Origin of the sequence: Stenotrophomonas sp. CC22-02 (assembly GCF_004365115.1) — a bacterium.
Classification (GTDB): Bacteria; Pseudomonadota; Gammaproteobacteria; order Xanthomonadales; family Xanthomonadaceae; genus Stenotrophomonas; species Stenotrophomonas forensis.
This window is the reverse complement of the sequence record NZ_SOCO01000001.1, coordinates 1,551,543-1,564,883: the sequence shown is the minus strand read 5'-3', so window position 1 is coordinate 1,564,883 and position 13,341 is coordinate 1,551,543. Positions and strand designations below refer to the sequence as shown.

Below are 13,341 nucleotides of genomic sequence, written 5' to 3'. Positions count from 1 at the left end.
CGGACACCCCTGCGCAACCCACCCTCCCGGCCACGGACAGGTTCCGTGCGCGTCCACCCCGGATTGAAGAAAGAAGAGCAAGAGCAACAGCCGCACCGCGTTCGGGGTCAGATCCGTTTTCCCCAGGAAAACGGATCTGACCCCTCTTTCCACCTGGAAACCCAACGCTCTTGCCGTCCGACACCGAAATGCCGAGAGGGCTGGGTCGGGGTGGGCTGGCGGGACCGTGGGCACCATGGATGGCGCCATCGAGCCCCCAAGGACGGGTTTACGGCGTGTCCCGCCATCCCACCCCGACCCAGCCACCCACTGAAAATTCAGAGCCGACCAACTGCCGTTGATGTTGCTGTTGCTGTTGCTGTTGCTTCAAAAGCCTGCCGCAGGCAGCGCCGCAGCCGCCGCTGCAAGGAAACCTGAATACGTTCGAACACCACACCTCAATCCCCCGCCCCCGCGGCCGATAACGGGGTTGTCACGGCGTATCCCGCCGCTGACCGGCTCGGCGCCGCCCGCCCGTTTCGACCTGGTCCTGCTCGATGAATCTCCTGCATCGCTGGCAACACTACTTCAGCAACCTCTCCGTCCGGCGCAAGCTCAACCTGCTGACGCTGCTCATCGCGCTCGGCGTGATCGCGCTCTCGGTGATCGCCGCCCGCATGCAGTACCTGGACCTCACCGAGACCCGCAAGACCGCGCTGAAGACCCAGGTCGAACTGAGCTACGGCATCCTCCAGCACTATCACCGCCTGGCCGGTACCGGCGAGCTCAGTGATGAGGCCGCCAGAGGCGCCGCGCTGCAGGCGCTGGAATCGATGCGCGCCGAGAACGATACGTACTACTTCAACATCTACGACACCGGCTACCACCTGCTGATGCACCCGTTCCGCAAGGACCTGGTCGGCAAGGACATGAAGGACTTCCGCACCGACGACGGCGTGCGCATCTACTACGACCAGGTCGAAGCAGCCAAGGCCGGCGGCGGCTTCGTCAACTACCGCTGGGCCAAGCCCGGCAGCAAGGGCGACGTCGAGAAGGTGGCCTACGCCGGTCTGTTCGCGCCCTGGAACTGGGTGGTCAGCAGCGGCGTCTACATGGATGACGTGCAGAAGCAGGCACTGGTATTCACCGCCATCATGGCAGTCGCCGGCGGCGTGCTGGTGCTGATCGTGCTGGCCCTGAGCTGGGTCATCGGCAACCGCATCGCGCGCCCGCTGAAGCAGGCCACCGCCGTCGCCGAAGGCATTGCCAACGGCAAGCTGGACAGCCACATCGGCCCGCAGCCGCACGACGAACCCGGCCGCCTGCTGCACGCCATGTCGGGCATGCAGCAGCAGCTGCACGCGGTGATCGGCGGCCAGCGCGAAATGGCGCGGCGCCACGATGCCGGCGAACTGAGCTACCGCATCGACGCCACTGCCTTCCCCGGCGAATACGGGCTGATGGTGCAGGAGACCAACGCCCTGGTCGGCGGCCATGTGCAGACCCTGCACGACGTGCTCGACGTGGTGCAGCAATACGCCGTCGGCGACCTCAGCCGCGACATCGCGCGCTATCCGGGCGAGAAGGCCACCATGACCGCCACCGTCGATACGGTGAAAACCAATCTCAGCCGCATCAATGCCGAGATCAAGCAACTGGCCAGCGCCGCCGCCGCAGGCGATTTCAGCCGCCGTGGCGACGCACAGCGCTTCGATCACGATTTCCGCCTGATGCTGGAAAACCTCAACGCGATGATGGCGGTCAGCGATGACAACCTCGGCAAGCTCTCGCAGCTGCTGTCGGCCATCGCCGAAGGTGACCTGACCGCACGCATGCACGGCGACTACCAGGGCGTGTTTGCACGCATGCGTGATGATGCCAACACCACCGTCGCGCAGCTGACCCAGATCGTCGGCCAGATCCAGGCCAGCGCCTCCAGCATCACCCTCGCCGCCGGTGAGATCGCCTCGGGCAACGGCGACCTGTCGCGCCGTACCGAGCAGCAGGCCGCCAACCTGGAAGAAACCGCCGCGTCGATGGAGGAACTGACCTCCACCGTGCGCCAGAACGCCGAACACGCCCGCCAGGCCAACCAGCTGGCCATCGGCGCGCAGGGCGTCGCCTCGCAGGGTGGCGAGGTGGTCGGCCAGGTGGTCACCACCATGTCGGCCATCGAAGCCTCGTCGAAGAAGATCGCCGAGATCATCAGCGTCATCGACGGCATCGCGTTCCAGACCAACATCCTGGCACTGAACGCCGCGGTCGAAGCGGCCCGTGCCGGTGAACAGGGCCGTGGCTTCGCCGTGGTCGCCAGCGAAGTGCGCACCCTCGCCCAGCGCTCGGCCGCCGCCGCCAAGGAGATCAAGGGCCTGATCGACGATTCGGTCGGCAAGGTCGCCGAGGGCTCCAGCCTGGTGCACCAGGCCGGCAGCACCATGGGCGAGATCGTCGCCTCGGTGCAGCGCGTGACCGACATCATGGCCGAGATCTCCGCCGCCTCGCAGGAGCAGTCGGCCGGCATCGAGCAGGTCAACCAGACCGTGGTGCAGATGGACGAAACGACCCAGCAGAACGCTGCGTTGGTGGAAGAAGCCACCGCTGCCGCCCGCGCCATGGAAGACCAGGCCGGCCAGCTGGCCGACGCGGTGGCGATCTTCCGCCTCGACAACCAGGTCTCGGCCGCGATGAAGGCGGTGGCCGCCCACGTCGAGCCGGCCCGCGTCACCGCCAGCGCGCCGCGCCCGCAGGCGGCGCCCGCGCCGGCAGCGGTCCGCCACAGCAGCAACGCCAGCACCTTCGTCGCCAGCGACAGCGACTGGCAGGAATTCTGAGACCCACCCGCGGCGGCTTCGGCCGCCGCCTCTGCCGATGGACACGTCCCCCGTGCAAAGTCCTACTCCCATCGTCACCGGCCCCCGCGAATTCGAGTTCGCCGACCGTGATTTCCGCCGCGTCTGCGACCTGATCTACCAGCGCGTGGGCATCGCCCTCGCGCCGGCAAAGCGCGACATGGTCTATGGCCGCCTGTCGCGGCGCCTGCGCACGCTCGGCATGCGCAGCTTCCAGCAGTACCTGGACCATCTGGAACAGGAGGATGGCGATGAATGGCAGGCGTTCACCAATGCGCTGACCACCAACCTGACCTCGTTCTTCCGCGAGCCGCACCACTTCGACAAGCTGCGCGAGGAACTGCAGCAGCGCAACGGCCGCACGCCGCTGCTGCTGTGGTCGTGCGCCGCGTCCACCGGCGAAGAGCCCTACTCGATGGCGATCACCGCCTGCGAAGCGTTCGGCACCCTGAAGCCGCCGGTGCGCATCGTCGCCACCGACGTCGACACCCAGGTACTGGCCACTGCAGGCCGCGGCGTCTACAACATCGACCGTGTCGCCAACCTCGATCCGGACCTGCGCCGCCGCTACTTCCAGCGCGGCAGCGGCCCCAACGAGGGCCAGTGCCGCGTGCTGCCGGCGCTGCGCGACCTGATCGAGTTCCGTCCGCTAAACCTGCTGGCCCCGCGCTACGACGTCGGCGGCCCGTTCGACGCCCTGTTCTGCCGCAACGTGATGATCTACTTCGACAAGCCCACCCAGCGCGCCATCCTCGGCCGCCTGGTGCAGCACCTGGCCGACGACGGCCTGCTGTACACCGGCCACTCGGAGAACTACCTGCACGCGGCCGACCTCATCCAGCCCTGCGGGCGCACCCTGTACCGCCGTGCGGCAAAGGCCGGCGCATGAATGCCTCGCTGCGTACCGACGATGTGATGCGCTACCAGGACGCGCGCTTCAAGACCATCGCCGCCAAGCTGCTGCCCACCCAGTACCTGGTCGTCGATGACACCACCGCGCTGACCACCACGCTCGGCTCATGCGTGGCGGCCTGCCTGCGCGACCCGGTGCTGAAGATCGGCGGCATGAACCACTTCCTGCTGCCCGAAGGCAACGCCGGCGATGGCGCGCCAGCACGCTACGGCAGCTACGCGATGGAACTGCTGATCAACGACATGCTCAAGCGCGGCGCGCACCGCAAGCGCATCGAAGCCAAGGTGTTCGGCGGCGCCAACGTGCTCAAGGGCTTCACCAGCAACCCGGTCGGCACCCGCAACGCCGAGTTCGTGCGCCAGTACCTGCAGGCCGAGCACATCCCGATCATCGCCGAGGACCTGTGCGGCATCCATCCGCGCAAGATCTGGTTCTTCGCCGATACCGGCCGCGTGGTGGTGCAGCGCCTGCCGCACGCCCATGAAGCCGAAGTGGCCGCGACCGAATCGGCCGTGCGTGCCCGCCTGTCCAAGGCCCCGGTCACCGGTGGCGTGGAGCTGTTCGAATGACCCTGACCGGCAACGCCCCCTGCCGGGTCCTGATCGTCGACGACTCTGCCGTCGTGCGGCAGATGCTCACCGAGATCCTGTCCAGCGATCCGGCCATCGACGTGGTCGGCACCGCCGCCGACCCGCTGCTGGCGCGCGAGAAGATCAAGCGCCTGGCCCCGGACGTGATCACGCTGGACGTGGAAATGCCGCGCATGGACGGGCTGGCGTTCCTGGAAAACCTGATGCGCCTGCATCCACTGCCGGTGGTGATGATCTCCTCGCTGACCGAGCGCGGCGCCGACACCACCCTGCAGGCACTGTCACTGGGCGCAGTCGATTTCGTCTCCAAGCCCAAGCTCGATGTGGCCCGTGGGCTGCAGGGCTATGCCGACGAGATCATCGCCAAGGTGAAGATGGCGGCACGCTCGCGGGTGCGCCCGCTGGTGCGCGCCGCCACGCCAAAGCTCACGCTCGAAGCCGCCCCGGCGATGCGCCCGGCCGCGCCGCAGTTCCGAACCACCGACCGCCTGATCGCGATCGGCTCATCCGCCGGTGGCACCGAAGCCCTGCGCGTGGTGCTGGAGGGCCTGCCCGCCGACGCGCCGGCCGTGGTGATGACCCAGCACCTGCCGGCCAGTTTCAGCACGGCCTTCGCCGAGCGCCTGGACCGGCACTCGGCGATGGCCGTGCGCGAAGCCAGCGACGGCGAAGCGGTGCTGCCCGGGCATGCCTACCTGCCCCCGGGCGGCAAGCATCTGCGCATCATCCGTGACGGTGCGCGCTGGCGTTGCCGGGTCGACGACGGCCCGGCGGTGAACCGGCACAAGCCGGCGGTGGACGTGCTGTTCCGCTCGGTGGCGCAGAGCGCCGGTGGCAACGCCATCGGTGCCATCCTCACCGGCATGGGCGACGATGGTGCACGCGGCCTGCTGGAAATGCGCCAGGCCGGCGCGCCGACGCTGGTGCAGGACGAGGCCAGCAGCGTGGTCTGGGGCATGCCCGGCGCTGCGTTCAAGCTGGGCGCTGCCGAAGAACAGGTTCCTCTCGAGCGGATTGCCGAACGGCTGCTGGCGCTGGCGCGCGGCTGAGCCCACGCGCACCACACCTTTCCCGAACGGCCGGCCAAGGGGACCCGGCCGTTCTTCATCGCGTTTCCCCAAGGAGCTCCACTGTGGCACTACGCCTGACCTGCCTGCCTGCCGCCATCGCGTTGGGCCTGATGCTGTCTCCGCCGGCATCGGCAGAAGAACCCGCTACCGTCCCGGCACACGACGCTGCACTTGCCACCGATGCGGCCCGCACCCACCCGGTCGACGGCGCAGCCGCTCCGCCCTCTCCTGATGACTGGAGCACCCGCATCCAGGTGGTACAGGGCGCGCCTTCCAGCCTGCCTGGACACCGCGATGTCGATCTGAAGCTGCGCCTGGTCTCGCGCGGCGACACCGGCAAAGTGGTCACGCTCAAGCTTGTTCAATTGGCGGCCGCCGCCAAGGCCGGCGGTGGCCGCGTCGATGGCTTCTCGAAGAAGAACCTGCGTGGCACCGTCATCGACTCAGTGCCCAGCCCGGCCGTCGACGAAATCCCCGCACTCCTGCGCCGCCATCTGGCCGAGTACTTCATCGCACATCCGGATGCGCTTCCCGAGCATGCGCAGATCGTCAGCGCAAACGCCGGCCTGTGGTCGCTCACCTACCAGTCGCTGTCGGGCAACGCGGTTCCGTACGATCTGCAGCATGAGGCCACCCTCACCATTGCACAGTCGTCCCCCATCAGCCCGCCCTGGCTGAGCATCACCTGCAGCGATCCCGTACAGACGGCGCCGCTGGAAGACTGGCAGGCAGATGACTACGCGCAGGTCAGGACCGCGGCACGCCAGTTCGCGCAGCGCTGTGTCGACCGGCTCGTCGAGCAGCTGCCCACCGTGTTCCCTTCGCCAGGCGCCCAGCTGGCCGCTGCCATCAGTGCCGCCTCGCCCGATCCAGTGCCACCCCAGGACGAGGCCGCAACGGCCACAGGCGCCGGCCATCCGGCACCGGTTCTGTCCACGGACTGGATGAAGGCGGTCCACATCGACCATGGCACCGGCACCGATGCCAAGGGCAAGCGTTCCGGCGACGCAGACCTGCGACTGGTGACCCGATCGGATATGGGCGTGGCCACGCTGGCCAAGATGAACGTCTTCGCCCTGGCCGTGGTCGGTGCACGCAAGGCGCGTGGCTTCTCCAAGGACACCCTGCGCGGCGACACCGTCGAAGGCGTGTCCAGCCCCGCAGTGGAGCGGGTCCCGGCACTGCTGCAGCAGCGTCTTTCCGAGTACTTCAATGCCTATCCCGACGCAGTTCCCAGCGCCCCCGTGACCGTGCGGGCCGACCCGCACGAATGGGCGCTGGTCTACGGGCAGCTCAGTGGCTCGCAGATCCCCTACGAGCTCAAGCACCGCACCACGATCGAGGTGCTGCCGGCCTCGGGCGCATCGGCCATGACCGTTGACTGCACCGATGGCACCCAGTCGGCTGCGCTGCCACAGTGGCAGGCGGATGACTATGCCGAAGTGAGGAGCGTGTCCGACGAGCTGGCCGAGCAGTGCGTGGCACGATTCGTCGCGCGCCTGCCAGAAGCGTTTCCGTCCGCGATGCGCGCCGCCGCGCCTGCCAGCGCCGTTGCCGCTGCCCTGCCCGCCGGCAATCGCTCCCGCATCCGCATCTTCGGTGCCAACGGCCGCAGCATCACCATGCATATCGGTGGCCAATGCCATGGCGACGCGCGAAGGAAAGTCGTGGTCGCGCGCAGCAACAGCGCAGCCGTAGGCAGCCTGGTGGGCGGCAGCCCGCAGAACATTTCCATCGGAATGCCGGAAACCGACACCGTGCGTGCGATGAAAAGCGTCCTGTTCTCTAACCCGAACTTCCAGGAGTATTCGGTGGAGGCCGGCAAGCCGTTGATCTTCGACGCACAATTCCAGAACGTCGCCCACCTCCGCTGCGGAGCAGCACCGGACTCGCTGTCGATCCAGTTCGTGCCGAAGGCGGGTCAGGACTACGAAGTGATGATGCGGCTCGAGAACGAGATGTGCGTACTGGAGAGCAAGCAGGTGGCTGCCGATGGCAGCCTGCGCGTCAACCTCGTGCACGCCCCCAAGGCGTGTGCCGCGCAGTAAGTCGCCGGCACCGCGGCAGGACCAACGCCGTTGCCAGGCAGTGCCGGGCAACGGCATCACCAACGCGTGATCACAGCTTGAACGACACCGGTACGCGGATCTCGCCAGGCGCGGGTACGCCATCCTCGCTGGCCGGCAGGTAGCGCCACCTGCGTGTCGCCGCCTGCGCCGCCTCATCCAGCTCCGGCCAGCCGCTGCTCTGCAGCACGGTCACGCCGGCCCACTGCCCGTCGGCTGCCACCTGCACCATCAGGATCGCTTCCCCCTCTTTCTCATCACGGAATGCCTGCGACGGATAGCGCGGCGGATTGCTGTGCTTGGTCTCCATCACGATCGACGCCGGCACGTGCGCCGGCCGAGCAAGCTCGACAACGGCCTGCTGCACCGTCTGCTGCGCCATCGCGGCGTGCCCCATCATCAGCGTGGCCAGCACCACCACACTGCCAGTCCAGTGCCAACGGTGAATGCAACGGCCCTTCAATCGATCCTGCAACATCCCTGCACTCCAACAAGCGAGGCGGCAAGTCTAGCGCTGCACGCACAAAGAACCCCAGTTTTCACCGGGGCTCTTCGTTTCAACGGGCTACCGGGCAGTGGCCGGCCATATCTCCACCCTGGAGAATCCGGCATTCGCCAGCGTGCACATTGATGCATGGTTGCAGCAGTCGCTGCACGTCGCCTGCCAGCAAGCGGCCGGATGCTGGACGGCGTCCCATGGGAGGCCCCTGGCGCTGCACCTCGGCCTTTGAGCACAGCTGCACCGGGTCGTATAGTCAGACGTCACAGAGCAATGGAACGCCGATGAACGATACGCCGCAACGCCCCGTGGCACCGGCGCACAAGGATGAAGTGCCGGCGTGCCTCCAACATGAAATGCGCAATCTGTCGCATTTGCCCCGAGATGCCCTTCATGGCACCGTCGTCTGCGGCGTAGCCCCCTATTCCGCCATTCAACGAGCAGGACAATCCATTCGGTGTTCTCGGACGCAGAGAACCATGCTCTGTAGTAGCGCTTTACCGGCGCACCCGTGTAATACCTCCATCAGCGACGTGGACCGCTCATGCTGAAATCCGCCCCCAGCCTTGCTCATGTTGCGTTGATCGCTCTGATCACACTGGCCGTTCCAGGCTGCAACAAGGAACGCTCATATCCGGTCTACCGCGAGAATCCTGCGCCCAAGCATGCGCTGCCGATTGTGATTCGCGTCCACGATGCACCCGTGGAAATTCCGGTCCCCAAGGTCTTCGTCACGTACGAGATAGACCCACTCTGTCTCCCTCCGATCAATAACTACGAGGGAGTTCAGTACGAACCGAACCAGCACAAGGTTGAGCTTCAGGCACATCGCCTCAGTTCTACTGAATTCAGCAGTGTTGTATTCAACGACGGCATGGAAGTTGCAGACTATTACGGTCGCGGCCCGTGCACTTGGACACCCGTGCTCGTGGAAGCTTCATTCGCCTTCATCAACGATGATCGCCCTATCCAAGCAACCGCATGGACTTCATTCACAAAGCTTGAAACCGAGAAACTCTCTACTACCTACGTACATCGCGCCTTACGCCCCATGACTTCAGGGGGATCGCCAGAGTGGACGCCTACCGAGCCTTCGACTTGGTACGAGAAGATGTCTCCAGATAAGCGAAAGAATTACTTCCCAATCGAAATCTCCACGCGGACTGAAGGAACAGCCCAATGAATCCTGGAGCAAATGCAGCCCTCTCAGATCATGTCTACAAGGATCCGCTCCCTGAGCCCAGAGCCATTGTTACCATTGCCGGGACGGAATATCGTGTATTGGCCAGCCTAAACTCCGCCACCGGCTACCAAGGCGTCATTTACCATAATCTCGAATCCAAAGAAGTCATCGTCGCCCATCGCGGCACCGAATTTGATCGTCAGCCCATGCTTGACGGCGGCATAGACGCCGCGATGGTCACCGCCAGGGTCAACGCACAACTCGGTGATGCCCTCGCCCTGACCAAGCAGGCCATCAAGCTGGCTGAAGAAAATGCGTATGGTCCGGTGCACGTCACCGGCCACTCCCTGGGCGGTGCCCTCGCGCAGATCACCGCCCATCACTACAACCTCCCCGGCGACGCCTTCAATCCTTACGGTGCCGCCGGGCTCGCGTATCGCCTACCTGAAGGCCAGCCGGCCAATGCGGCGCCCTTCACCAACCATGTGATGGCAGGCGACCTGGTCAGTGCGGGTGGCCCTCATTACGGCACGGTCGAGATGTATGCGCTGCCCAAGGAACTGGAGGTTCTGCGCAACGCCGAGCACGGCCAGCGTGTCGCCTCGCTCGGAACGCTTGGGATGAAAAGCGGCCATGTCATGTCCGCCGCCGTGGCGGTCAGCTGGGCGACTCCCATCGATTGGTTCATTTCCTTGATCGCATGACCGACAAGGGTCCCGTGCAGTCTGTACTGGACAACCCCCAGGCCCGGGTCACGGATCCTGAAGACCTGCGCCGGATTGCCGACTACCGCAACGATGTTCATCAACTGCGCGCGGCGGCGACCGTGCTTGTCGGCGGCGGACCTGGTCTGCTGCGCGACGGGGTCAATTACCTGCGCGGCACCGGGGAAGCCGGTGCGTACGCCCGCAACGAAGCTGAAGCGGAGCAGCAGGCCCACACTGCGCTCAAGCCTGGGGGGCAACTGATCCAGGATGCAACCGACCGGGGCTCGCCCTCTCTCGGCAATCCCGGCTTCTCTCCCAGGAACCCAGTGCAGGAGAGCATCGAGTCCACCTTGGATAAGGCAGGCCTGGATCCCAGGAAGGAAGGCCACCCAGACCAACCTCTCTACCGGCAGATTCGCGACGGTGTATCCGCCGTGGATGCCAGGCACGGGCGCAGCTTCGATGAAACCAGCGAGCGGGTGACGGCCAGCCTGCTTGCAACGGCCAAGAGCAGCGGCCTGGAACGCGTCGATCATGTGGTCCTGGGCAATCCACCCAGCGACGGCTCCGGCCCTCGCATGTTCGTTGTGCAGGGAGCACTCGACAATCCGGCACACCTGCGCGCGTCGGTCGCGGTCAGCGAGGCAATCAGTACGCCCGTGGAGCAATCGCTCGCCAAGGTCGAACAGATGTCGCAGGCACAGCAGGTTGCCCAGCAAGACCACGCCCAGGAGCAGACCCGGACGGCGATGCGCATGGGCTAGGCCATCTGGCCCGGCGCACACAAAAAACCCCCGGCTTTCACCGGGGGTTCTTCGTTTCAACGGGGTGCCGGCCAGTGGCCGGCACTACCGCATCAGGCAGCGACCGTCTTGGCCACGTCCTGATATTCCTCGATCTGGTCGAAGTTCATGTAGCGGTAGATCTCCGCGCCGCTGGCGGCGATCACGCCCACATCGGCCATGTACTCTTCCTTGGTCGGGATGCGGCCCAGACGCGAGCAGATCGCGGCCAGTTCGGCCGAACCCAGGTACACGTTGGTGTTGCGGCCCAGGCGGTTCGGGAAGTTGCGGGTCGAGGTCGACATCGCGGTGGAACCTTCACGGATCTGCGCCTGGTTGCCCATGCACAGCGAGCAGCCCGGCATTTCCATGCGTGCGCCGGTGGCGCCGAAAGTGCCGTACACACCTTCCTTGGTCAGCTCGGAGGCATCCATCTTGGTCGGCGGGGCCACCCACAGGCGGGTCGGCAGGTCACGCTTGCCTTCCAGCAGCTTGGCGGCCGCACGGAAGTGACCGATGTTGGTCATGCACGAACCGATGAACACTTCGTCGATCCTGGCACCGGCCACTTCGGACAGGGTCTTCACGTCGTCCGGGTCGTTCGGGCAGGCCACGATCGGCTCGTGGATGTCGGCCAGGTCGATCTCGATGACGGCGGCGTACTCGGCGTCGGCATCCGGCTCCAGCAGCTCCGGGTTGGCCAGCCACGCTTCCATCTTCTCGATGCGGCGCTGCAGCGAACGCGGATCCTGGTAACCCTCGGCAATCATCCACTTCAGCAGGGTGATGTTGCTGGTCAGGTACTCGATGATCGGTTCCTTGTTCAGGCGCACCGAGCAACCGGCGGCCGAACGTTCGGCCGAGGCGTCGGACAGCTCGAACGCCTGTTCGACCTTCAGCTCCGGCAGGCCTTCGATTTCCAGGATGCGACCGGAGAAGATGTTCTTCTTGCCGGCCTTGGCCACGGTCAGCAGGCCCGACTTGATCGCGTACAGCGGGATCGCGTTGACCAGGTCACGCAGGGTCACGCCCGGCTGCATCTTGCCCTTGAAGCGCACCAGCACCGATTCCGGCATGTCCAGCGGCATCACGCCGGTGGCAGCGGCGAAGGCGACCAGGCCGGAACCGGCCGGGAACGAAATGCCCACCGGGAAACGGGTGTGCGAGTCGCCACCGGTGCCGACGGTGTCCGGCAGCAGCATGCGGTTGAGCCAGCTGTGGATCACGCCGTCGCCCGGACGCAGAGAGACGCCGCCACGGGTGGAGATGAACTCCGGCAGGGTGTGGTGGGTCTTCACGTCCACCGGCTTCGGGTACGCAGCGGTGTGGCAGAACGACTGCATCACCAGGTCGGCCGAGAAGCCCAGGCAGGCCAGGTCCTTCAGCTCATCGCGGGTCATCGGGCCGGTGGTGTCCTGCGAACCGACCGAGGTCATCTTCGGTTCGCAGTAGGTGCCCGGGCGCATGCCCTGGCCTTCCGGCAGGCCACAGGCGCGGCCGACCATCTTCTGTGCCAGCGAGAAGCCCTTGCCGGTATCGACCGGCTGCACCGGCAGGCGGAACAGGTCGGTCGGGGCCAGGCCCAGCGCTTCGCGCGCCTTGCCGGTCAGGCCGCGGCCGATGATCAGCGGAATGCGGCCACCGGCACGCACTTCGTCGAACAGCACTTCGCTCTTGACCTGGAATTCGGCGATCACTTCGCCATTCTTCAGCGCCTTGCCTTCGTACGGACGCAGCTCGACCACATCGCCGTGCTCCATCTTCGACACGTCCAGCTCGATCGGCAGTGCACCGGCATCTTCCATGGTGTTGTAGAAGATCGGGGCGATCTTCGAACCCAGGCAGACGCCACCGGCACGCTTGTTCGGGATGAACGGAATGTCATCGCCGGTCCACCACAGCACGCTGTTGGTGGCCGACTTGCGCGAGGAACCGGTGCCGACCACGTCGCCCACGTAGGCGACCAGGTGGCCCTTGTCCTTCAGCGACAGGATCTGCTGGATCGGGCCGCGCTTGCCGTCTTCTTCCGGGGTGAACGGCGCGTCGTCGCGCTTGTTCTTCAGCATCGCCAACGCGTGCATCGGAATGTCCGGGCGGGTGGTCGCGTCCGGCGCCGGCGACAGGTCGTCGGTGTTGGTCTCGCCCGGCACCTTGAACACGGTGACGGTCAGGCTCTGCGGCACTTCCGGGTTGCCGGTGAACCACTCGGCATCGGCCCAGCTCTGCAGCACGGCCTGGGCGTTGGCGTTGCCCGCCTTGGCCTTTTCCTGCACGTCATGGAAGGCATCGAACACCAGCAGGGTCTTCTTCAGACCGTTGGCGGCGAGGGTGCCGACGCTGGCGTCGTCCAGCAGCTGCACCAGCGGGGCAACGTTGTAACCGCCGAGCATGGTGCCCAGCAGTTCGGTGGCGCGCTCACGGCTGATCAGCGGGTTCTGCTCGCTGCCCAGGGCGATCGCCGCCAGGTACGAGGCTTTGACTTTGGCAGCGTCATCAACGCCGGCCGGCACGCGGTGGGTCAGCAGGTCGAGCAGGAACTCGGCCTCGCCCTGCGGCGGGTTCTTCAGCAGTTCGATGACATCGGCCGTCTGCTGCGCGCTCAGCGGCAGCGGCGGGATGCCAAGCGCAGCGCGCTCGGCGACGTGGTGGCGGTAGGCTTCCAACATGACAACTCCCGGGTAATGCGTAGGTTGAAAAAACAAA

Annotated in this window: 10 protein-coding genes; 8 read left to right on the top strand and 2 right to left on the bottom strand. The window is 65.9% G+C overall.

Annotated features, from left to right (window positions below; genetic code table 11):
* Window positions 1-536 precede the first annotated feature (536 nt).
* The 5 genes from N440_RS07315 to N440_RS07295 all read left to right on the top strand — a co-directional run bounded on the left by N440_RS07315 (window position 537) and on the right by N440_RS07295 (window position 7,449).
* The gene (locus tag N440_RS07315) at window positions 537-2,810 is read left to right on the top strand and encodes a methyl-accepting chemotaxis protein (protein ID WP_133934580.1); all 2,274 of its coding nucleotides are present in this window, start codon (window positions 537-539) and stop codon (window positions 2,808-2,810) included.
* 37 nt (window positions 2,811-2,847) lie between these two features.
* The gene (locus tag N440_RS07310) at window positions 2,848-3,717 is read left to right on the top strand and encodes a CheR family methyltransferase (protein WP_040007811.1); all 870 of its coding nucleotides are present in this window, start codon (window positions 2,848-2,850) and stop codon (window positions 3,715-3,717) included.
* On the top strand, window positions 3,714-4,310 hold the full coding sequence (gene cheD, locus N440_RS07305; protein WP_008264676.1) for a chemoreceptor glutamine deamidase CheD: 597 nt from the start codon (window positions 3,714-3,716) through the stop codon (window positions 4,308-4,310). Before N440_RS07310 ends, cheD begins: the two co-directional genes overlap by 4 nt.
* Window positions 4,307-5,380: a chemotaxis response regulator protein-glutamate methylesterase gene (locus tag N440_RS07300; RefSeq protein WP_008268640.1), complete on the top strand. Its 1,074-nt coding sequence runs from the start codon at window positions 4,307-4,309 to the stop codon at window positions 5,378-5,380. The genes cheD and N440_RS07300 overlap by 4 nt, the downstream gene beginning before the upstream one ends.
* A gap of 83 nt (window positions 5,381-5,463) precedes the next feature.
* Window positions 5,464-7,449, top strand: a complete 1,986-nt coding sequence (locus tag N440_RS07295) for a hypothetical protein (protein WP_133934579.1) — start codon at window positions 5,464-5,466, stop codon at window positions 7,447-7,449.
* A gap of 70 nt (window positions 7,450-7,519) precedes the next feature.
* Here the strand turns inward: N440_RS07295 and N440_RS07290 are convergent, their stop codons facing one another.
* Entirely contained in the window at window positions 7,520-7,945 is a 426-nt protein-coding gene (locus N440_RS07290; protein ID WP_133934578.1) for an energy transducer TonB, read from the bottom strand.
* Between the two features lie 565 nt (window positions 7,946-8,510).
* On the opposite strand from N440_RS07290, the gene N440_RS07280 reads away from it, so the two are divergent.
* From N440_RS07280 to N440_RS20440, 3 genes are read left to right on the top strand one after another with little or no spacing between them, the layout of a single operon-like run.
* Window positions 8,511-9,149: a hypothetical protein gene (locus N440_RS07280; RefSeq protein WP_133934577.1), complete on the top strand. Its 639-nt coding sequence runs from the start codon at window positions 8,511-8,513 to the stop codon at window positions 9,147-9,149.
* Window positions 9,146-9,853, top strand: a complete 708-nt coding sequence (locus tag N440_RS20445) for a hypothetical protein (RefSeq protein WP_243831300.1) — start codon at window positions 9,146-9,148, stop codon at window positions 9,851-9,853. Before N440_RS07280 ends, N440_RS20445 begins: the two co-directional genes overlap by 4 nt.
* Window positions 9,850-10,620 (top strand): XVIPCD domain-containing protein, encoded by a 771-nt coding sequence (locus N440_RS20440; RefSeq protein WP_243831299.1) that lies wholly within the window; start codon window positions 9,850-9,852, stop codon window positions 10,618-10,620. Before N440_RS20445 ends, N440_RS20440 begins: the two co-directional genes overlap by 4 nt.
* 92 nt (window positions 10,621-10,712) lie before the next feature.
* On the opposite strand, the gene acnB is transcribed toward N440_RS20440, so the two are convergent.
* Window positions 10,713-13,304, bottom strand: a complete 2,592-nt coding sequence (gene acnB, locus N440_RS07270) for a bifunctional aconitate hydratase 2/2-methylisocitrate dehydratase (protein ID WP_133934576.1) — start codon at window positions 13,302-13,304, stop codon at window positions 10,713-10,715.
* Between the last annotated feature and the right edge of the window lie 37 nt (window positions 13,305-13,341).